Raw genomic sequence first — 17,105 nt, 5'->3', positions numbered from 1 at the left:
AGGTAGGTTCGGCCAAAGAGCTTCGTACCCAGCCCATAGAATAGCGCGACGACCAAACCGGCGAGAGCAATTACGGCCATGATGTTTTCCATCCGGCGGGCGCGAACTTCCTTCATTGAGCGCTGGCCTGGTTCCGACATCAAAGCCTCCTTACCACAGCCACTACCCGTCCGATGACGTGAAGGTCATCATCGGCTGCCAGGGCCGGCCGGATGCGGTCGTTGTCGCTGTGGATTTCGACCGTGCCGTCGGGGAGCGGGCGCAGGCGCTTTATCATGCCTACATCGCCCCAGGCAAAGGCCCAAATCCCATCGCCGCTGCGCGGGCTGAGCTGGGAGCGGTCGATCAGGATCAGCTCGCCGGATCGGATGGTAGGCTCCATCGAGTCACCATCGCCGATCGCCCAGAACAAATGCTCAGGCGCGGAGTGGGTCAGGTGCCTCAAGAGCTCGCGCGAGAAGGCGCGCTTTTCCGCCACGATCGGCCCATCGAGATAGGTGCCGCCCATGCCATAGCGCAGGTCGATTTCGTCAAGCTCGACCAAGTCCGGATCGCGCTCGGCAGCGAAGCCGCGGAACGGCAATCGATGCTCGGCCGTCGCGCCTTTCTCCCACCCAGGGAAGTCAGGGAATGCTGCCTGCAGCTTCTCAAGCGCACTTCGGCCGAGACGTGTTGAGGCGGTGCCACTGTAAGGCCGTTGAATGGTCGAAGGAGACACGCCCGCCTGCCGTGCCATCGTGGCCGGCGCGATGTTCGCGAAGGCCACTAAAGCACGGATAAGCTCCCTGTCTTGCTCAAGTCCATCCATGAGATGCCCTTAGCAAATATGCAAAGACGGTGAATTTGCATTTATGCGGTTGCATGGCCGCATAAATGCGGTTAACCAATCCGCATGAACCAAGAATCGATCGTGGCGGACATCGAGCAGCGGGCGTGGCGCATTGGCGTCTCGATCGAAGCCCTGTGCCGCAAGGCGGGCGTGGCACCTTCGACGTTCAGTCGCTGGAAGCCATCTGAGCGCAACCCACAGCCGACCAGCGCGACGCTGCATAGCATCGGCAAGCTCTATGACGCGCTTGACCAGGTCGAGAAGACGACCCGTCGGCGCCGGAAGGTGGCGGCATGAGCGCGCCGACATCGGTCAATCCGCCCCATCGTCGTTTGAGGGATGGTGCAGGCCAGCAAAGGGATCTGCGCCCTCTTCAAATGGCCACAGGGATGGAAACCCACGCTGCAGGTCCTGCGCAACTGCCGCCGCCTGAACCAACATCTGCGACTTCGACGGGTTTATCCCTGCCGAAAAGCCATAGTGAGTGGCGAGGTGCAGCAGTGACGATCCGCACCGAACTTTATATGCTGCAGCTATCAGGAAAGCATGGCGTTCTCTTCCGGCGGGGAAGCGACGGATTGCTGCGGCGCGCCGATGTTTCGGTGTGTGCAGAAGATCATCAATCGCTGCTTGATGCGATCGCAGAATGTCTAAAACAGCCTGGCTTCCCAGAGCGGCAGCTGACCGCCGCAACGCTTCGATCCCTTCTGCGAGAAGGCATTTTCGGAACCAAAGCAGTTCGCCCGCTGCCCAATCATCATACGTGTCAAGATCCATCGATTGAGGCTCCTTGCAAGCGCTGCCGGGTTGGCGGGCCTGAGAACAATTTCCGCTTCAAAATCACTTCTACCCGCGCCGATCCGGCCGCGCATCGTCTAAGTGAGACTTCCAAATGAACAGTGCCTCCACCTTCGGCGGGGAGCTGCTGCGCATTGCTCCTTCAGACATCCACATTCCCAAGCGGCTCGGGCTGTATTTTCCTGACAAGGCGGCTGCGCTTGGTCGGTTGATGGCGGTGCATGGGCAGCGGCAGCCGATCACGGTGCGCAGGCCTTTGCTGGTGACAGACCAGGACAAGAACGGCGTTCCACACGAAGGCAAGAGCTGGGTGCTGGTGACCGGTATGCACCGGCTCAACGGTGCCTTGCTCGAAGAGCTGCCGCACGTCTTTGCGCTGGAACGGATTGGGTGCTTCGACACCGAGGCCTTGGATGAAGAGGCTAGTGAGAACCTCGACCGTCGCGCGCAACCGCCCTTGGAACGGGCGATCTTCATCCATGCCACCTGCGAGGCGGCGAAGGCTCGGCTTGAACAGACTCACGGCACCACAAGCCATGGAAAGCTGGGAGCGAAAGCGCGTTGGGACAAGGTCAAGGGTGGCGAGATTCTCCCCCAGCAGGCCCTTCAGGACGAGGCCGATGATGCTTGTGGCACGATGCAACAAGCATACGGATGGGCGGAATCGGTGGCCAAAGCGTTCGGGCGCGACAAGTCTTCGATCCACCGGGCGCTGAAGCTCTATCGTATGATCATCGAGCCGTTCCCTGGCCTGGTCCAGGAGCTGTCCGATCATCCTATCGTTGGCAACAATGCCGCCCAGCTGAAGGCGATCGCCGAGATCCGGGATGAGGCGCAGCGGCTGGCGGTGATCAAACAACTGCTGGCTGATCCGGAACTGAGCGCCGACGATGCGCGCGTGACGGTGGGCCTCGACAAGCCCGCAGGCCCGACGCCGGTCGCACACCAGAAATTCTACAATCAGATCGAGGGCGGGTGGAGTCGGCTTGGTTTACCGCAGCGCCGCGAATTCATCGACCGGATTCCGGCCTTGCTGGGTAGCGACGACATGAAGCGCCGGCTGCGCGATCGGCTCAACGAGGAGCTGGGCGATGCGGGGTGAAATCTCTTCGGCCAAGTTCGCCAAGCGCCACCCACTCGACTGGTATGTTGAGCAGGGCTGGGAGTGGGAGCAGATCGTTGATGCGATCGGGCTGGAGCCTGAGGTTATGGACTGCTGCACGATCTGGGACCCTTGCTGTGGTTATGGTCACTCGCTGAGCCGCCTGCAGGGGGTCGACTTCAGGGGCGATCTGATCGCCAGCGATGTAGTCAACAACGTCGCCTGGGGCGATTTTGAAGATGCAACCAAGGTGCGCTTCTTCAGCAATGACTTCCTGGACTATGAGCCCCAGCGGCTAAGCACTCCAACCTCAATCTGGTGCAACCCGCCGTTCAGCTACAAGAAGGTGAATGGCGAGATCATCAGCCAGGCGTTCGTGCGGCAGGCGCTGAAGCTGGCGACGCACCGGGTGGTCATGCTGCTCCCGCTGAAGTGGCTGGCGGGGCAAGCGCGGGGCAAGTTCCTGCGCGAACACCCGCCGCAGCAAGTGCTCTATTTCACGCAGCGGCCGTCGATGCCGCCGGGCGACCGGATCAAGCTGATGGGCAACCGTGCCTATTCGGGCGGCATGGTCGATTACTGCGCCGTGGTTTGGGACGTTCGCGCCCCGACTGCGCCCGGCGACACGCGCTCGGTCTGGCTGCCCAGGCTGGGAGAGCGATGATGGCCCGCTATGCAACCGAAGCTGATCGCTTGAGGGCACATAACCAGGCGTTCAAGCTGGCGATGGAGCTGGGTTGCACTCCCAAGGATGCCGAAGTGGAGCTGCGCCGCCGTGCGGGGCTAGCTTCGATCGAAGAGAAGCGCCGCCGCATGGCGGCGATGCAAGCGCGATCGCCGCGCGTGCAATCACCCATCGTGGCTGATGACCGCTGGATGATGAGGGACTGACACGGCCCCGGCGCAGCCGATTTTCACAGCGCCAGAAGGAGACGACCCATGAAGAAATTGACCATCGCAGCCATGATTGCTGCTGGATTTATAGCTAACCCGGCGACCGCACGAGCCGACCAGTGTGCACGCTGGAGCCCGGTTTACGCGAAAACCCAGACTGATCTTTGCACCTGCAATTACGTCCGCGATCGCGGCGGCCGGCGGGTGCTGAACTGTTCTTCAATCTGATTGAGGGTGCCCCGCCTCCTACGGCTCCGGCAGCGAACACTGCCGGGGCCAACCAGCCAAGGATCAGCCGTTATGATCAGCAACATCCGCACTGCCCCCCTGTTTTTGCGCCCCAGTGTGGTGCGCCAGCTGGTGGGCGATATCGCCGCGATCCGCGCGGCGGTGGTTGCCGTGCCCTTGCTGCCGATTGTGCTGGTTGATCGGCCGCGCGCGTCTGAAGACCCGCGCCTGGCGAAAGCCAACGATGACATTGCCGCGCTGCCTGTCGCGCCCGTTGAAACGGGTGTCGAGAGCGGGTCCGATCGGGTCGCACCGACGGACGTGTCCGCGCCGGTCGTCCGGATTCAGGCCGAAGAGCCCGAACCGAGCGACTGGCCGGATGCCCCTTTGCCCGAGCATGCCGATCCTGATCTGGACCGACCTGAGCCGGATGCTGAAGACTTCGAATCCGCCACCACCTGCCTTTCAAAAGTCGACCGGGCTGGCGACGCTGCGCTGGCACCTGAGGGAACAAGCGGGGAGGTGGTGTGCGGTGGCATTGATTACCCTGCGAATGCCAGCGAACAGCCCAACAAATCCAAAGAGTGCAGCTGCCCTCCGGTGAAAGAATCCGGTCTGGACGGGTTGGCCGCAAGGGAGAGTGTTAGCCCGAACCAGCGGGCATTGCCGGACCCCCTGCGCAACACGCCCGGTGAAAAGCGCTCTTCCAATACTTTTGATACGATGAAATCACGGTCTAGCGCAGCGCCGCGCTCTGCCCCTGCAGATCAGCCGACCAGCGCCACATCATCCGTCAGCGGCTCCGGATTCTACAGCGACGCCATGGCCAAGCGCCGCGCGCAGCAGGCAGGCGTGGGACGTGCTCGGGCCGATCGGGCAGCGCTGGAAGCGCGCCGGATTGAGCGCCGATCGCAACGCGCCGCGGGCGAAGCCGATGCGATTGATGAGTTTCAGGCGGCACTGGCCAAAGTGCGCGCGCGGCGGGAATCGGGCAGCGAGGTGATCCTTCGACAGGCTCAGGACGAGCGGCCCAAAATGGATGGCGCGAAACTGGCCGAGGCCCTGCGCCAGCGCAGCCAGTCTGTGCCCGCGCGCCCAAAGCAGGCGGCATCGCTTGAGCCCGCACCGAGCCGTGAGGAATGCCCGCGCTGCGGCATCCCTGGCTGGAAAGGCTGCGCACACTTCCTGCCGTGTGAGGATCAACCCAAGGCTCTGCCGGAAGAGCGCTATGTCGGCGAGCGCAAGCCGCAGCGGTTTTCCGGCAAGTGCCAGGGGATCGGAGCATCGCGGCTATGAGCAAGCGCCCCGCCACGATCGAAGGTCGGCTGACATTTCGGTTGATCGATTCCGACGCCAAGGACGGCAAGTACCAGTTGGTCGCCGATGGCAGCGTGTTTGCGCTGGTCCGCTTTGTGGACGGCGAATGGCGCTATCCGGGCGGAGATCTGCTGGAATTTGGCCCGACGCATTACCGTCCGGCCAGCGCGTTGATGAAGCCGGAGGGCGCCGATGCCTAAGGCTAAAATGCATCCCGGACAGTTCGCTTTTGATTTTCAGGCGCCTTCGCAATCGAGCCTTCCCGGCGCGCTGGCGGGGCTTGATCGGCAGATCTGTGAAGCGGTGGGGATGATCCTGAACAGTGATCTACGCCACCGCGAAGGGATCGCGGCCGAGATGAGCGTGTTGCTGGGTGACGAGGTTAGCCGGGCGATGCTGGATGCCTATTCGAGCCCGGCGCGCGAAGGCCACCGGATCTCGCTGACCCGGTTCCTCGCTTTAGTCCAGGTGACCAAGCGGCACGATATCTTTGACCAGCTGCTGCGCCCGATCGGTGCGGGCCTGCTGGTTGGCGAGGAAGTCCACACCGCCCGGATCGGCCAGCTTGAGCTGATGATTGCCGAGATGCAGCGCGAGCTGAAAGCGGTGAAGAGCAGTGCCCCACTCATCCGCGGAGGATCACAAGCGTGAATGTAATTGGGGGGAATTTTGCGCTGCAGGCCGAGACCATCGAAGGCCCGAGCGATGCCGGTCAGGATTGGTTTACCGCAGCCGAACTGGCCGAGCTGGCGCTGCCCGGGCTGCCGGCCGACAAGCGCAGCCTCAACCGGCGCGCGAAGGATGAACGCTGGGCGCTGCGCTGTGCTGGCGAAGGCGAAGCGCTCTCACGCAACCGTTCCGGCCGGGGCGGCGGGATCGAGTTTCACGTCTCGTTGCTGCCCGGCCAGGCGCGGCTTGAGCTGGTGAAGCGCGGCATCTGCAACGAAGCGCCGCAGCCCGGTCTGGCCGAGAGTGCTGCGGCGAGCGCCTGGCGGTGGTTCGAGACGCAGAGCGCCAAGGTGAAGGACGAGGCGCAGCGCCGTGCTGCTGCGATCGCGGAATTCGATCTGCTGATCGAAGCTGGGCTGACCCGCACGGCAGCGGTGGCCGATGTGGCGCTGCGCCACCGCGCTTCGACCGCCACGCTGTGGAACTGGCTCAAGCTGGTAGAAGGGGTTGCACCAAGCGACCGGCTGCCCGCACTGGCACCGCAGCGCAAGGGCGGCGGCAACGAAGCCGAGATCGATGGCGAACTGTGGACCTTGCTGCGCAGCGACTGGCTGCGCCCCGAGGCCCCGACGCTGACCAGCTGCTTTGCGCGGGTGGGCAAGATCGCCGCAGCGCGCGGGCTGCCCATGCCGAGCGAGCGTTCAATCCGCCGCAAGATCGAGCGCGAGATCGACCCGCTGATCGTGGTGCGGCTACGCGGCGGAGCGGATCAGCTCGACCGGCGTGTGCCCGACCAGCGGCGGACGCTCGACGGGCTTCACGCGCTGGATCTGATCAACATCGATGGCCACCAGTTCGACGTGTTCGTTACCCCGCCGGGCGGTGGCAGCCCGGTGCGGCCGATGATGGTGGCGATCCAGGACGTTTACAGCCGCAAGATGCTGGCCTGGAGGCTCGACTTTTCGGAAAACGTGCTGGCGACCCGGCTGGCCTTTTCCGACCTGTTCCGCGAATACGGTATCCCCAAGCAGTGCCTGCTGGATAACAGCCGGACCTTCGCTTCGAAGGCGCTGACGGGCGGCGCGAAGACGCGCTACCGCTTCAAGATCAAGGACGAGGAACCGTCCGGTCTGCTGACATCGCTGGGTATCCGGGTGCGCTTTGCACAGGTTTACCACGGTCAATCAAAGCCGATCGAGCGGGCTTTCAGAGACCTCTCAGACACCATTTCACGCGGGCCTGAATGTGCCGGGGCCTATACCGGCAACAAGCCCACAGCCAAGCCTTCTAACTATGGCAGCCGCGCGGTGCCGTGGGCCGAGTTCGAAGCCATCGTCGCGCGCGGGATCGCCGCGCACAATGCCAAGCTGGGCCGCAAGGGCGGCGTTTGCCGGGGCCGCAGCTTCGACGAAGTGTTCGCGGAAAGCTATGCCCGCGCTCCGATCGGCAAGGCCACGCCCGAGCAGCTGCGGATCGCCTTGCTGGCGGCGGAGCAGAAGCGGGTCAACGGCCGCACCGGCGAGATCGAGCTGTTCGGCAACCGGTATTGGTCGGCCGAGTGCAGCCGGATTGCGGGCACCCGGGTGACGGTGCGGTTCGATCCTGACGATCTGCGCAGCGATGTGCACCTTTATGGTCTGGACGGCCGCTATCTGACCAGCGCGCAGTGCGTCGATGACAGCGGCTTCCTGGAGCAAGCTGGCGCGGTGGCCGCGGGCAAGCGCAAGAAAGACGTGCGCCGCAAGATCCGCGAAGGGATCGAGGCCGAGCAGCTGCTGGCGATCGAACAGGTTGCTGCAGCGCAGGTTGGCACCGAGACCGCTGTCCTGCGCGCGCCGCAGGTTGTCCGCCCGGTGCGCCACCGGGCCACCGCAGCGGCGCTGAAGCCGCAGGTGCAACCGGCACAACCGGAGCATCAAACCAGAGTTTTCAACGCCCTTGGGATGCTGAGGTCGGTGGAATGAAGCGGCGCGCGAAGCTGGCCTGAGAACGAGCCCCGCGCGCCTATCCCGTAACGAGATGAAAGGTCCAATAGCATGAACGATCCCGCAGAAACACCTGTCGATATTGCCGACCAGAAAGCCTGGCTGCTCGACTATCACCGCAAGCTTGGAAGCTGGACGCAGGTCGCCAAGCGGCTCGGGATTGCGCAGGGCACGATCAGCCAGTTCGGCAGCGCCAAAGGTTATGGCGGCGACGAGCAGAAGGTGGCCGAAACGATCTTCAGGTTCCGCCAGATGCTGACCGCGCAGGCGCAGATCGAGGTCGAAGCCCCGGTGCGGCCGGGCTATTTCGAGACCGAGACAAGCCGTGAGCTGACCAACCTGCTGAACTGGGCACAGCGCGGCAAGATCGTGGTCGCGGCATTGGGGCCGGGCTTGGGCAAGACGATGACCTCGCGCAACTTCCAAGCCTGCTGCGCCAACGTGTTCCATGCGACCATGACGCCATCGACGGCGGGTGTGAACACCATGCAGATCGAAGTGCTGGAAGCGTTGGGTGAGAAGAACGCAGTCGGCACTCCGCAAAAGCTATCGCGCCGGATTCGGGAGCGGGTCGGCAACCTGTCCAACCCGTGCATTGTGATCGATGAAGCGCAGCACACTTCGGAAAAGGCACTGGAAGAGATCCGGTCGTGGCACGATGCGACCGGCGTGGGCATTGCGCTGCTGGGCAATATCGGTGTGATGCAGCGGCTTGAAGGCGGCAATCGCGCTTCGGCATTCGCCCAGCTTTACAGCCGGGTCAGCCTGAAGATGATCCGCAATCTGCCGCTGCAGGGCGATGTCAATGCGCTGGCCGAAGCATGGGAGATCGGCGACGCTGGTGTAATCGGCATGCTTGGAAAAATCTGCATGACACCGGGCGGCCTGCGCAACGGATCACACGCGCTGGAACTGGCCTGCATGATCGCGGCATCCGAGCGCCAGGTGCTGGCGCTTTCACATCTGCAGGACGCCTGGGCGCAGCTCAGCAGCCGCGCGGTGCTGGGATGACCTGGGGCTGTAATGTCTGCGGCTCGACCGATCTGATCGAGGGAACCCCTCGGGGCAGCGCATTGTGCGAAGCCCACCGCGAAGCGGGCCACCACGTGGTCTCGATGCAGACCGGCGCAATGGTTTGCCCATGCGGATGGCAGATTCTGGGCCAGTATTCGTCCGAGGATCGCGATCGGTTCGTGAAGCTGCACTGGGAAGCTGTTTGTGCCGGCGCACCGATCGCGGAGGGCACGTCATGATCCGCGCGCTCGAATCGATCCGCCGCGAGTTGGCCGACTATTCGGCTACCTTCGGCTTTTCGCCGCGCGAGCTGCTGACCGATCTGGTGCTGGGCGTGCTGTCCTGCCTGGTGCTGGCTGGCAGCGTGGCGTTTCTCGTTGCGGGGGTGCGGTCATGACCTTGGCCTGGAACCCCGAGCTGCTGGCGCATCGCAGCACGTTCTGCGGCGAGTTTGAGCATCGCTGCCTTGATTGTGGCCGGCCGATCGCGCGGCGCGGAATTCTGCCAGAGACGGCGATTGGCGCGGCGCTGCGTGTGTTTGAGGTATCGCTTGAAGAGCTGCGCTCTGACCACCGCCATGCCGATCTGGTTGAGGCACGGGCCTTCGTGGTCTGGGCGCTGCGATCGCTGGGCCGACCGCGCAGCTATGCCCGGATCGGTGAGACGATCGGCCGCGACCAAAGCTCGGTCAACCATCTGCACCGCAAGGCGATCGAGCTGCGCCTGATCAATGATGATTTCGATGCAGCCTGCCGCGGCCTTGGCCAGCGGTGGCTGGAAGTAGGAGGAACACGCCATGCCCGCTGCAGCTAGAACGATTGCCCGCCCGGCCCAGTTTGACCGGACCAGTCAGCACCGCCGCGCGATGCTGGCTAAGATCCAGATCGCCCGCAAGGACCTGGCGATGGACGAGGACGACTATCGCCAGATCGTGTTCGATAAGACCGGGCGAACCAGCCTGAAGGAGGCCAGCGAAGCCGATCTGGCGCAGGTGCTGGATGTGATGAAGGCCAAAGGCTTCAAGCCGATCGCCAGGGCCGGCAAGGTGGCTGCGGCGCAGCACCCGATGGCGCGCAAGGCGCGGGCGCTGTGGATCTCGCTCTATCACCTGGGCGAGGTTCATAATCCGAGTGAACAGGCGCTTGAGGCCTTCGCCTGCCGGCAGCTGAAATGCGACAAGCTGGTCTGGGCGCGGCAGTCTGATGCCTTTAGACTGATTGAGGCGCTGAAAAGCTGGGCGGTGCGTAGCGGCTGGACCCAGCACAACCGCGCTACGCAGAAGCCGCTTTATCCGATCGAGCGGCAGGCATCGCTGTGCGAGGCGATCCTGGTCAAGCTGAAAGCGGCCGGCCACGTGCCGCAGGACTGGGCCTTGCACGATGCGATGTGGAAGTTGTGCGGCGAAGAAAATGCGCGCGAGCATAGCTGGAGCGCCGAGGACTATGCCCGGCTGGCCCAGCAACTGGGTGCCAAGCTGCGCGAGATGGGCGGTGCGACGTGAGCCGCGAAAAATCCACGCACCGGATAACCAGCAACAGCCGGTTTGGCCCCGGCCTGGATTGGGCTGCGCTGCCCGAGCTGGGTGGTGCCAGGCGCGGACGGATCAGCTACCGCGCGGCAGTTTGGCGCTGGATCATTGCCGGTTTGATCGGCTTTTGGGTCACGTTGGCATGGTGGATTGCCACATGAGCCGCCAGTTCGCCATCTCAGACCATGCGCTGATGCGGCGGGACCCCGGCGATGCATAGCAGCATCGATGCCGGCCAGCTGACGCTGCACCTGAAGACCATTCTGGGCCAGGAAGGCTTTGTGCGGTTCTGTCAGGAGCTAGGCGGGATTCGGGTCTATGTGGCCTATGCGATGCGCGATGAAAATGATGTGGTTCAGGCCCTCGGTCGCGATCTGGCCAACAAGCTGAGCCGGGCGCTGGCCCCGGCGACAATCCGGGTCCCGTTGGCCCGGCGCGATCGCGCACTGTTCTATCGCGCGCAAGGCCTGTCCGATGCCAGGATCGCGCGCCGCTTGGGCATTACCGAAACCGGAGTGCAGAAGCTGTTCGCCCGTGAGCCGGGCTTGCCTGATCGTCCGAAACGCGGCAAAGAGCCCGCACAAATGACGCTGATTTAGTGTTCATGGCCGCCAAGGCGGTCATATTCCCCAAGCCCTTGCCATCGCAGTGTCGGCATCGAACCGACCGGCGCGCAGCATCTGCGTCGCCGGTCAGATGCGAAGAGCGAGACCGGCCATGGGCGACAGCAACGAAGACATTACCGTCACAGCTTACAGCCCGCGCTATCTGGCGGCGTTCGATGCGCTGATCGACGCCGAGGGCGGTTATGTCAACGATCCCAAGGATCGCGGCGGGGCAACCAAATACGGCGTATCGCTGCGGTTCCTGAAGGCCGAGGGCGCGTTCGATGAGGACGGCGACGGCTTTGCCGAATTCGACCTCGACATGGACGGCGATATCGACGGGATCGATATTAGCAAGCTGACGCTGGCAGATGCCAAGACGGTCTATGCCAAATTCTTCTGGACCCGCAGCGATGCCGAACGGCTGGCGCGCCCGCTGGGCGAGATGGTATTTGATCAGGCGGTGAATGGCGGTTTGATGTCGGCCAGAAAGCTGCTGCAGCGGGCGCTGAATACGTGCCTGGCCAACGTGACCAACGCTGCGGATCGGCCGCCATTGCTGCACATCGATGGCATGCTTGGTGGCGGGCCAGTCCAGCATGCGTTGGACTGGGTGCTGCGCCGCCCTGGGCTGGGCATGCCGAGCCTGGTGATCGCTTACCGCCATGCGGCCGAGGATCGCTACCGCGAGATCGCCCAGCGCAACCCATCGCAAATGCGGTTTTTGAATGGCTGGGTCCGCCGGGCGCAGAATCTTGGGAGGTGGGCGCAATGAGCTATTTCAAGCTGGCAGGCGGGATCATGGGTGTGCTGGCGCTGGCGCTGGCGGCGTGGCTGATCAAGGATAGGTTTTACCAGAAAGACCTGGCCGATGCGGCGGCGGCCTGTGCCAAGGCCGCGGCGGACGTTGAAGACGATGCCTCGCTGAAGCCCTGCCTGTCGCAGGTGGCCAGCGAGATCCGCGAAGCGCGCAAGGCGCGGCTGTGCGAACGGTCCATGCTGCCTAGCCTGCTTCCCGAGAATCGCTTTGCCATGCAGCAGAGCTGCGGTGCGGGCGTGAAGCGTCTGGTTGCCGTGGCCGATGGTGCAGTGGCTGAGCGCGGCAGCCTGAGCGCGCAGCTGAGCGACGCCCGCGCGGCCAGTGCCGCAGCAGTGATCCGCGCTGAAGTGCGCGCCATCCGACAAGAGCAAAGGACCGATCATGGAAAACAAGCGATCCAGGCTGCACCGCGTAATGCTGCTGGCAGTGTGCGCTGTGATGCTGAGTGCCTGCGGCGGCTTGGCATCTGAGCCGAGATCAATAACCGCACCCGATCCGGTGATCCAGACGCGCACCGTAGAGGTGCGGGTCTGTCCTTCAGAATTGATTGCGACGCGCCCAGCGCGCCCGGCTGTTCCTGATGGGGCTGAACTGACTGGTAACGAGGCGGGTCTGGGCTGGCTGGCCGCAGTGCTGGCCTACACCGGCCTGGTCGAAGACCGGCTGAACGATGCAGCTGCGCAGTGCTGAGATGCAAGCCGCCAGCGGCGGGCGGTTTTAATCCGCGCCGCAGGAGAAGTGAGATGAGAAACCTGATTATGGCGATGGCGCTGATGGCCGGCCTTAGCATGGCTGGTTCCACGCAGGCCGGAACACGCGGCCATGTGGCCTATGCCAAGTATGCATTCGGAAACGGACAGTGCCTGTATTTTCAGGGCGCCCTGTTCTGGGTTGCCCCCTGCTGATCGCGCCCTGCTGATGATGGCCAGGCGCGGAGCTTGATCCCGCGCCTGGCCCTTGCCCAAGACGAAAGATGACCACTTGTTTGACGAACGCAACATTGAGATGGGTGAGCTGGTCTGGGCGGCCCAGCGCGACCGGGCGATCACGCGGGCCAAGGCCGCGCTGGACGGGGCTGGCGCCGACCTTTGCCGGGACTGCGGCCGGGATATTCCTGCTGCGCGCCGCGTCGCGCTGCCATCAGCGATCCGCTGTGTAACGTGTCAAAGCATACATGAGGGCAGCGGAGCCACCCATCATGCATGAGGTGGTCCCGGATCTGGCGCGGTTTTATCTGCCCTGGCTGGCCGCGGCTGCTGTCGCCGCAGAAGAGTCCGCGCCCAGCCATGCGCTGACAGTCCAATTCGATGGGCTGAGCCTGCCAGTGCTGCAGCTGGCGCTGGCGCTGGCGGGGGTGCTGATGGCCCGGCCGCTGGCGCCCAAGCGGGTGCCGCCGCTGGGCTGGGCCAAGAGCTTGCTGGTGACGGTGATCATGGTGCTGGTTGCCGCCAGCTGGGTGATCGAGGCGCGGCCGGGCCTGTTGTTCGCATTCGTGATTTCGATCGGGCTGGGCTTCAGCGGTTACGCGCTGATCGAGCTGATCGGCGGCCAGGTACAGACTTTTGTGAAATCGGTGTTCGAGGGGGCGATCGGCACGCTCGGCAAATTGACAGGGAAAAGAGACCAATGAGTGAGTGGTTTCAGATCGCGGTGATCGGCTTCATCGTGCTGACGATCGGGTGGCATGCGATGCGCACCGCCCGCGCCAATCCGCAGGACACCGGCACGCTGGGCCAGCAGCTGAGCGGGGTTGAGGCGCGCCTGGGCAAGGTCGAAGGCGAAGTCAGGCGGCTCGACAATGACGCAGCCAGCAAGGCCGACGTCAAACGGGTCGAGAAAGAGCTGGCTGCGGTGCGCACCGAACTGGCGGCGATCGGCAAAAGCGCGGCCTCGCGCGAAGCCACACTCGATCACGTCAAGGAGCAGGTTGACCGGATGCTCGACATCATCATGAAGCGGGGGCTGTGAGATGGGCTTCACGCAAGACATGGGCGATGCGCTGACCGGCGACGCCCGCCTCGCGATTCTGGCCGAGCTGGCCCAGCAGCGCGATGAAACACTCAACGTCCTGTCGATCACCCGCCTGGTCGATGCCCTGGGCATCCGCCGATCGCGCGAATGGATCGACACCCAGCTGGGCAAGCTGGAAGAACTGGGCGCGATCGAATTGCGCCAGAGCGAGATCGCGGGCCTGGGCACAGTCAGCGTGGCGACGCTGACCGCAGCGGGGCGCGATCATGTCGAGCGGCGCAGCACCATTGCCGGCGTTTCCGCGCCGCGGGTGCGGTAAGCCATGCCGGGCACCCAGGACCAGGACACGGCCGGATCGAAGCGCAAGGGCCGCGGCATGCTCTCATCGATCGAGCAGCTGCCCGAGCTTTGCGACGAACACATCGCCTGGGCCAACCAGGAGCTGCGCGAGCGGCGGATGCCGCAGACCGAGATCCTGCGCGAGTTCAATGCCCGGATTGCCGATCATGGCTGCAAGCCGATCAGCAAGGGTGCCTTCAGCCGCTATTCGGTGCGCACCGCGATCGAGCTGCGCCGGGCGGGAGCCGCTGTCCAGATCACCAATGCCGTCATGGAACGGCTCGACAAGGTGGCGCGCAATGATGCGACCGTGGCGGCGATCGAGCTGGTCAAGTTCCGGTTGATGAGCCTGATCATGGACGAGGAAGAGACCGATATCGGCCTTCTTAACAAGGCCTCATTGACCCTTCAGCGGCTGACTTCGAGCCAGCTGCGGATCGGCGAAGCGGCGCGCCGCGACGACAAGGACAAGCGCGACCAGGAGAAGCATGATCAGGTCGAGGCCGAGAAGGCCAAAAGCGAAGCGATCGAGACCGCCGACACTGTCGAGAAGCTGGCGACCGAAGCCGGGCTTTCGGCCGAGCGCGTCGCCGCGATCCGAAAAGGCGTGCTGGGGCTGGCGGGATGAGCGCCTATGACCCTCAGCCCGGCGAGGCAGCGGCCATCGGTCATAATCTAACCGTGCCGCAGCGCCGTTCGGTTCGCGACGGCACGACCGGCAAGCAACCGGGCCAGCTGGGCTATTGGCGGTTGATCTGCGCGCTGCGGGCGAAAGGCCTGTTCACCACCGCCGATCGCAAGGACGTGCTGACCCCGCTCGGCCAAGAGGTCCAGGCGTGGCTTGGAGGTGGTGCGGCATGATCGACAAGGTCATCCTCGCCAAGATCCGCAAGTGCTTGGCGCTGGGCAAGAGCAGCAACGAGCACGAGGCCGCAGCCGCTCTGGCCAAGGCCAGGGCGCTGATGGATGAGCACGGCCTGGACGAAGGCATGCTCGATCTGGTCGAGATCGAGGAATCGACCGCGCGGGCAGCCATTGGCGCTGGCATGAGCCACGCTTGCGCGATCCCTGGCTGTGAGCGGCCTGCTAAGGACGGCCAACTGATGTGCTGGCCGCACTGGCGGAGAGTGCCCAAAGTTCTCAACCGCGCGATCTTCGAGACCTATGCCCGCGGGCCGGTGGAAGCTTATCAGTCCAATGTGGCTGAGGCGATCCGCGCTATCCAGGACAAGGAAGCTAGCGAGGGCGGAGGCCAATGACCGAAGGCTTCAAATCAACCCTCATGGGCGCGGCCGCCGCCGCATCGATCGCCACGGCCACGCCCATGCCGATCGAGCCGGTGTTGCCGCGCGATGAAGCCGAGCTGCCCAGCGAGTTCACGCGCGGCGCGGAGATCCCGGCCGACCTCGATCCACTGGCTGAAGGTGTGCTCATGCTCCACCAGCGCCAGTGGCTGGAGGACAAGAGCGACCTCAAGATCTGCAAGAAGGGCCGGCGCACCGGGATCACCTTTGCCGAGGCGCTGGACGATACCCTGATTGCAGCTGCTGCCCGATCGGCCGGCGGCGACAATGTGTTCTACATCGGCGACACCAAGGACAAGGGCCGCGAGTTCATCGGCTATGTCGCTCACTTCGCGCGGGTGGTCGCCAAAGAGGCGGCGTCGATCGAGGAGTTCCTGTTCGAGGACAAGCGCGACGACGGCACCAGCAAGCACATCAGCGCGTTCCGCGTCACCTTTGCCAGCGGCTTCCGGGTAGAGGCTCTCAGCTCGCGCCCGGAAAACATCCGCGGCTTGCAGGGCGTGGTGGTTATCGACGAAGGGGCGTTCCACAAGGACGTTGCCCAGGTGATCGAGGCGGTGAACGCGCTGCTGATCTGGGGCGGCAAGATCCGCATCATTTCCAGCCCCAACGGACTGCTCAATCCGTTCAACGATCACTACCAGGAAGCGGTTGCCGGCAAGAACGGCTATAGCCACCACTTCTACACTTTCGACAATGCAATCAGGAACGGGCTCTACAAGCGCGTCTGCCTGATGCGCGGGCTGGAATGGTCACCAGAGGCCGAGGCCGAATGGGAGGCCAAAATCCGGCGCAGCTATGGCGCCCGATCCGCAGCGATGCATCAGGAGCTCGATGCGATCGATGCCGATGCCCAGGGCGCTGCGCTGAGCCGGGTGGTGATCGAGCAGCGCACGCGCCGGGGCGTTCCGATCGTGCGCTATCATTTGCCCGACAGCTTCAAGGGCATGCAAAAGAATGCGCGCGATGCGGTGATCGCCGATTTCCTGCGCAGCCAGGTCCAGCCGTACCTCGACAAGCTCGACCCGGCGCGCCGCCACGATACCGGCATGGACTTTGCCCGCAGCGGCGATGGATCGGTGCTGATCGTGCGCCAGTTGGGGCAAGACCTGATCCGCCGTGACGTGTTGATCCTGGAACTGCGCAATGTGCCCTATGAGGCGCAGCGCGATATCGTCTTCTATGTGATCGGCGCTCTGCCCCGGTTCGGGCACGGTGCTTTCGATGCCACCGGCAATGGCGGCTACCTGGGCGAAGTCTGCCAGCAGAAATTCGGCGAGGCGCGGATCAGCGCGATCAAGCTGAGCCAGGAATGGTACCGCGAAAACGGCACGCCCTACATCGGAGCCTTTGGCGATGCGACGATCGAGATCGCGGCTGACGAGGATATCATCCGCGATCACCAGGCGCTGCAGTACGTCGGCGGGATCATCAAGGTGCCCGATAATATGCGCTACAAGGGCGATGACGGGTTTGAGCGCCACGGCGATGCCGGCATCGCCGGGATGCTCGCCTGGTTCGCATCGCGCCAGGGCGCAGTTGAATACGGCTATGAAAGCGTCAACCGCCGCGAGCCCGATCCGTGGAACGAAGACGACGATTTCGAAGCCGATGGAGATGACTTTCACACCCCGCTTGGCGCCCGAATTCGGGGAGGCGGAATTTGACCGTTCGATATGCTGACCCCGGTTCACCCCCGCAC

The 17,105-nt window shown here is 63.9% G+C and carries 30 protein-coding genes; 29 read left to right on the top strand and 1 reads right to left on the bottom strand.

The window, feature by feature from the left end; translation table 11 throughout:
* Positions 1-139 precede the first annotated feature (139 nt).
* On the bottom strand, positions 140-808 hold the full coding sequence (locus ABL914_RS11030; RefSeq protein ID WP_391563234.1) for a S24 family peptidase: 669 nt from the start codon (positions 806-808) through the stop codon (positions 140-142).
* An 84-nt stretch (positions 809-892) separates the two neighbouring features.
* On the opposite strand from ABL914_RS11030, the gene ABL914_RS11025 reads away from it, so the two are divergent.
* The 29 genes from ABL914_RS11025 to ABL914_RS10885 all read left to right on the top strand — a co-directional run bounded on the left by ABL914_RS11025 (position 893) and on the right by ABL914_RS10885 (position 17,070).
* Complete coding sequence (locus tag ABL914_RS11025; protein ID WP_391563233.1) at positions 893-1,126, top strand: hypothetical protein; 234 nt, start codon at positions 893-895, stop codon at positions 1,124-1,126.
* A complete protein-coding gene (locus ABL914_RS11020) occupies positions 1,123-1,725 on the top strand; it encodes a hypothetical protein (protein ID WP_391563232.1) in 603 nt (200 codons plus the stop codon). The genes ABL914_RS11025 and ABL914_RS11020 overlap by 4 nt, the downstream gene beginning before the upstream one ends.
* Positions 1,722-2,729 (top strand): hypothetical protein, encoded by a 1,008-nt coding sequence (locus ABL914_RS11015; protein WP_391563231.1) that lies wholly within the window; start codon positions 1,722-1,724, stop codon positions 2,727-2,729. The genes ABL914_RS11020 and ABL914_RS11015 overlap by 4 nt, the downstream gene beginning before the upstream one ends.
* Positions 2,719-3,393, top strand: coding sequence for a hypothetical protein (locus ABL914_RS11010; protein ID WP_391563230.1), 675 nt, complete (start codon positions 2,719-2,721; stop codon positions 3,391-3,393). Before ABL914_RS11015 ends, ABL914_RS11010 begins: the two co-directional genes overlap by 11 nt.
* On the top strand, positions 3,393-3,620 hold the full coding sequence (locus tag ABL914_RS11005; RefSeq protein WP_391563229.1) for a hypothetical protein: 228 nt from the start codon (positions 3,393-3,395) through the stop codon (positions 3,618-3,620). Before ABL914_RS11010 ends, ABL914_RS11005 begins: the two co-directional genes overlap by 1 nt.
* Positions 3,621-3,668: 48 nt before the next feature.
* Positions 3,669-3,851: a hypothetical protein gene (locus tag ABL914_RS11000; protein WP_391563228.1), complete on the top strand. Its 183-nt coding sequence runs from the start codon at positions 3,669-3,671 to the stop codon at positions 3,849-3,851.
* A 72-nt stretch (positions 3,852-3,923) separates the two neighbouring features.
* The gene (locus ABL914_RS10995) at positions 3,924-5,147 is read left to right on the top strand and encodes a hypothetical protein (RefSeq protein ID WP_391563227.1); all 1,224 of its coding nucleotides are present in this window, start codon (positions 3,924-3,926) and stop codon (positions 5,145-5,147) included.
* Positions 5,144-5,368 carry a hypothetical protein gene (locus tag ABL914_RS10990; RefSeq protein ID WP_391563226.1) on the top strand — a complete coding sequence of 75 codons (225 nt, stop codon included), beginning with the start codon at positions 5,144-5,146 and terminating at the stop codon, positions 5,366-5,368. The genes ABL914_RS10995 and ABL914_RS10990 overlap by 4 nt, the downstream gene beginning before the upstream one ends.
* Positions 5,361-5,819, top strand: coding sequence for a hypothetical protein (locus ABL914_RS10985; protein ID WP_391563225.1), 459 nt, complete (start codon positions 5,361-5,363; stop codon positions 5,817-5,819). The genes ABL914_RS10990 and ABL914_RS10985 overlap by 8 nt, the downstream gene beginning before the upstream one ends.
* Positions 5,816-7,801 (top strand): transposase domain-containing protein, encoded by a 1,986-nt coding sequence (locus ABL914_RS10980; protein ID WP_391563224.1) that lies wholly within the window; start codon positions 5,816-5,818, stop codon positions 7,799-7,801. Before ABL914_RS10985 ends, ABL914_RS10980 begins: the two co-directional genes overlap by 4 nt.
* A gap of 72 nt (positions 7,802-7,873) precedes the next feature.
* Entirely contained in the window at positions 7,874-8,833 is a 960-nt protein-coding gene (locus tag ABL914_RS10975) for an AAA family ATPase (RefSeq protein WP_391563223.1), read from the top strand.
* Positions 8,830-9,075, top strand: coding sequence for a hypothetical protein (locus ABL914_RS10970; RefSeq protein ID WP_391563222.1), 246 nt, complete (start codon positions 8,830-8,832; stop codon positions 9,073-9,075). The genes ABL914_RS10975 and ABL914_RS10970 overlap by 4 nt, the downstream gene beginning before the upstream one ends.
* Positions 9,072-9,233, top strand: a complete 162-nt coding sequence (locus tag ABL914_RS10965) for a hypothetical protein (protein WP_391563221.1) — start codon at positions 9,072-9,074, stop codon at positions 9,231-9,233. The genes ABL914_RS10970 and ABL914_RS10965 overlap by 4 nt, the downstream gene beginning before the upstream one ends.
* Positions 9,230-9,649, top strand: coding sequence for a helix-turn-helix domain-containing protein (locus ABL914_RS10960; RefSeq protein ID WP_391563220.1), 420 nt, complete (start codon positions 9,230-9,232; stop codon positions 9,647-9,649). The genes ABL914_RS10965 and ABL914_RS10960 overlap by 4 nt, the downstream gene beginning before the upstream one ends.
* Positions 9,633-10,337 carry a gp16 family protein gene (locus ABL914_RS10955; RefSeq protein ID WP_391563219.1) on the top strand — a complete coding sequence of 235 codons (705 nt, stop codon included), beginning with the start codon at positions 9,633-9,635 and terminating at the stop codon, positions 10,335-10,337. Before ABL914_RS10960 ends, ABL914_RS10955 begins: the two co-directional genes overlap by 17 nt.
* Positions 10,334-10,525 carry a hypothetical protein gene (locus ABL914_RS10950; RefSeq protein ID WP_391563218.1) on the top strand — a complete coding sequence of 64 codons (192 nt, stop codon included), beginning with the start codon at positions 10,334-10,336 and terminating at the stop codon, positions 10,523-10,525. Before ABL914_RS10955 ends, ABL914_RS10950 begins: the two co-directional genes overlap by 4 nt.
* A 51-nt stretch (positions 10,526-10,576) precedes the next feature.
* Positions 10,577-10,963, top strand: coding sequence for a hypothetical protein (locus tag ABL914_RS10945; RefSeq protein WP_391563217.1), 387 nt, complete (start codon positions 10,577-10,579; stop codon positions 10,961-10,963).
* 118 nt (positions 10,964-11,081) lie between these two features.
* Positions 11,082-11,744: a glycoside hydrolase family 108 protein gene (locus ABL914_RS10940; RefSeq protein WP_391563216.1), complete on the top strand. Its 663-nt coding sequence runs from the start codon at positions 11,082-11,084 to the stop codon at positions 11,742-11,744.
* Entirely contained in the window at positions 11,741-12,259 is a 519-nt protein-coding gene (locus ABL914_RS10935) for a hypothetical protein (RefSeq protein ID WP_391563215.1), read from the top strand. The genes ABL914_RS10940 and ABL914_RS10935 overlap by 4 nt, the downstream gene beginning before the upstream one ends.
* Positions 12,260-12,287: 28 nt before the next feature.
* On the top strand, positions 12,288-12,479 hold the full coding sequence (locus ABL914_RS10930; protein WP_391563214.1) for a hypothetical protein: 192 nt from the start codon (positions 12,288-12,290) through the stop codon (positions 12,477-12,479).
* Between the two features lie 53 nt (positions 12,480-12,532).
* Positions 12,533-12,694, top strand: coding sequence for a hypothetical protein (locus ABL914_RS10925; RefSeq protein WP_391563213.1), 162 nt, complete (start codon positions 12,533-12,535; stop codon positions 12,692-12,694).
* A 100-nt stretch (positions 12,695-12,794) separates the two neighbouring features.
* A complete protein-coding gene (locus tag ABL914_RS10920; RefSeq protein ID WP_391563235.1) occupies positions 12,795-12,995 on the top strand; it encodes a TraR/DksA C4-type zinc finger protein in 201 nt (66 codons plus the stop codon).
* Positions 12,988-13,419 carry a hypothetical protein gene (locus ABL914_RS10915; RefSeq protein WP_391563212.1) on the top strand — a complete coding sequence of 144 codons (432 nt, stop codon included), beginning with the start codon at positions 12,988-12,990 and terminating at the stop codon, positions 13,417-13,419. The genes ABL914_RS10920 and ABL914_RS10915 overlap by 8 nt, the downstream gene beginning before the upstream one ends.
* Positions 13,416-13,757: a hypothetical protein gene (locus ABL914_RS10910; protein ID WP_391563211.1), complete on the top strand. Its 342-nt coding sequence runs from the start codon at positions 13,416-13,418 to the stop codon at positions 13,755-13,757. The genes ABL914_RS10915 and ABL914_RS10910 overlap by 4 nt, the downstream gene beginning before the upstream one ends.
* Before the next feature lies 1 nt (position 13,758).
* A complete protein-coding gene (locus ABL914_RS10905) occupies positions 13,759-14,079 on the top strand; it encodes a hypothetical protein (RefSeq protein WP_391563210.1) in 321 nt (106 codons plus the stop codon).
* A 3-nt stretch (positions 14,080-14,082) separates the two neighbouring features.
* Positions 14,083-14,727, top strand: coding sequence for a phage protein Gp27 family protein (locus ABL914_RS10900; RefSeq protein ID WP_391563209.1), 645 nt, complete (start codon positions 14,083-14,085; stop codon positions 14,725-14,727).
* Positions 14,724-14,960 carry a hypothetical protein gene (locus ABL914_RS10895; RefSeq protein WP_391563208.1) on the top strand — a complete coding sequence of 79 codons (237 nt, stop codon included), beginning with the start codon at positions 14,724-14,726 and terminating at the stop codon, positions 14,958-14,960. The genes ABL914_RS10900 and ABL914_RS10895 overlap by 4 nt, the downstream gene beginning before the upstream one ends.
* Positions 14,957-15,358 carry a DUF2786 domain-containing protein gene (locus ABL914_RS10890; RefSeq protein ID WP_391563207.1) on the top strand — a complete coding sequence of 134 codons (402 nt, stop codon included), beginning with the start codon at positions 14,957-14,959 and terminating at the stop codon, positions 15,356-15,358. Before ABL914_RS10895 ends, ABL914_RS10890 begins: the two co-directional genes overlap by 4 nt.
* Positions 15,355-17,070: a hypothetical protein gene (locus tag ABL914_RS10885; RefSeq protein WP_391563206.1), complete on the top strand. Its 1,716-nt coding sequence runs from the start codon at positions 15,355-15,357 to the stop codon at positions 17,068-17,070. Before ABL914_RS10890 ends, ABL914_RS10885 begins: the two co-directional genes overlap by 4 nt.
* Positions 17,071-17,105 lie beyond the last annotated feature (35 nt).

The sequence above is a fragment of the Novosphingobium sp. genome, from assembly GCF_040079535.1.
Lineage (GTDB): Bacteria > Pseudomonadota > Alphaproteobacteria > Sphingomonadales > Sphingomonadaceae > Novosphingobium.
This window is presented reverse-complemented; position numbering and strand designations above follow the sequence as displayed.

Bases quoted from the DNA above. Each gene is read 5' to 3' on its own strand.
- ABL914_RS11030 (WP_391563234.1), bottom strand. From the start codon at position 808: ATGGATGGACTTGAGCAAGACAGGGAGCTTATCCGTGCTTTAGTGGCC.
- ABL914_RS11025 (WP_391563233.1), top strand. From the start codon at position 893: ATGAACCAAGAATCGATCGTGGCGGACATCGAGCAGCGGGCGTGGCGC.
- ABL914_RS11020 (WP_391563232.1), top strand. From the start codon at position 1,123: ATGAGCGCGCCGACATCGGTCAATCCGCCCCATCGTCGTTTGAGGGAT.
- ABL914_RS11015 (WP_391563231.1), top strand. From the start codon at position 1,722: ATGAACAGTGCCTCCACCTTCGGCGGGGAGCTGCTGCGCATTGCTCCT.
- ABL914_RS11010 (WP_391563230.1), top strand. From the start codon at position 2,719: ATGCGGGGTGAAATCTCTTCGGCCAAGTTCGCCAAGCGCCACCCACTC.
- ABL914_RS11005 (WP_391563229.1), top strand. From the start codon at position 3,393: ATGGCCCGCTATGCAACCGAAGCTGATCGCTTGAGGGCACATAACCAG.
- ABL914_RS11000 (WP_391563228.1), top strand. From the start codon at position 3,669: ATGAAGAAATTGACCATCGCAGCCATGATTGCTGCTGGATTTATAGCT.
- ABL914_RS10995 (WP_391563227.1), top strand. From the start codon at position 3,924: ATGATCAGCAACATCCGCACTGCCCCCCTGTTTTTGCGCCCCAGTGTG.
- ABL914_RS10990 (WP_391563226.1), top strand. From the start codon at position 5,144: ATGAGCAAGCGCCCCGCCACGATCGAAGGTCGGCTGACATTTCGGTTG.
- ABL914_RS10985 (WP_391563225.1), top strand. From the start codon at position 5,361: ATGCCTAAGGCTAAAATGCATCCCGGACAGTTCGCTTTTGATTTTCAG.
- ABL914_RS10975 (WP_391563223.1), top strand. From the start codon at position 7,874: ATGAACGATCCCGCAGAAACACCTGTCGATATTGCCGACCAGAAAGCC.
- ABL914_RS10970 (WP_391563222.1), top strand. From the start codon at position 8,830: ATGACCTGGGGCTGTAATGTCTGCGGCTCGACCGATCTGATCGAGGGA.
- ABL914_RS10965 (WP_391563221.1), top strand. From the start codon at position 9,072: ATGATCCGCGCGCTCGAATCGATCCGCCGCGAGTTGGCCGACTATTCG.
- ABL914_RS10960 (WP_391563220.1), top strand. From the start codon at position 9,230: ATGACCTTGGCCTGGAACCCCGAGCTGCTGGCGCATCGCAGCACGTTC.
- ABL914_RS10955 (WP_391563219.1), top strand. From the start codon at position 9,633: ATGCCCGCTGCAGCTAGAACGATTGCCCGCCCGGCCCAGTTTGACCGG.
- ABL914_RS10945 (WP_391563217.1), top strand. From the start codon at position 10,577: ATGCATAGCAGCATCGATGCCGGCCAGCTGACGCTGCACCTGAAGACC.
- ABL914_RS10940 (WP_391563216.1), top strand. From the start codon at position 11,082: ATGGGCGACAGCAACGAAGACATTACCGTCACAGCTTACAGCCCGCGC.
- ABL914_RS10935 (WP_391563215.1), top strand. From the start codon at position 11,741: ATGAGCTATTTCAAGCTGGCAGGCGGGATCATGGGTGTGCTGGCGCTG.
- ABL914_RS10925 (WP_391563213.1), top strand. From the start codon at position 12,533: ATGAGAAACCTGATTATGGCGATGGCGCTGATGGCCGGCCTTAGCATG.
- ABL914_RS10920 (WP_391563235.1), top strand. From the start codon at position 12,795: ATGGGTGAGCTGGTCTGGGCGGCCCAGCGCGACCGGGCGATCACGCGG.
- ABL914_RS10915 (WP_391563212.1), top strand. From the start codon at position 12,988: ATGCATGAGGTGGTCCCGGATCTGGCGCGGTTTTATCTGCCCTGGCTG.
- ABL914_RS10910 (WP_391563211.1), top strand. From the start codon at position 13,416: ATGAGTGAGTGGTTTCAGATCGCGGTGATCGGCTTCATCGTGCTGACG.
- ABL914_RS10905 (WP_391563210.1), top strand. From the start codon at position 13,759: ATGGGCTTCACGCAAGACATGGGCGATGCGCTGACCGGCGACGCCCGC.
- ABL914_RS10900 (WP_391563209.1), top strand. From the start codon at position 14,083: ATGCCGGGCACCCAGGACCAGGACACGGCCGGATCGAAGCGCAAGGGC.
- ABL914_RS10895 (WP_391563208.1), top strand. From the start codon at position 14,724: ATGAGCGCCTATGACCCTCAGCCCGGCGAGGCAGCGGCCATCGGTCAT.
- ABL914_RS10890 (WP_391563207.1), top strand. From the start codon at position 14,957: ATGATCGACAAGGTCATCCTCGCCAAGATCCGCAAGTGCTTGGCGCTG.
- ABL914_RS10885 (WP_391563206.1), top strand. From the start codon at position 15,355: ATGACCGAAGGCTTCAAATCAACCCTCATGGGCGCGGCCGCCGCCGCA.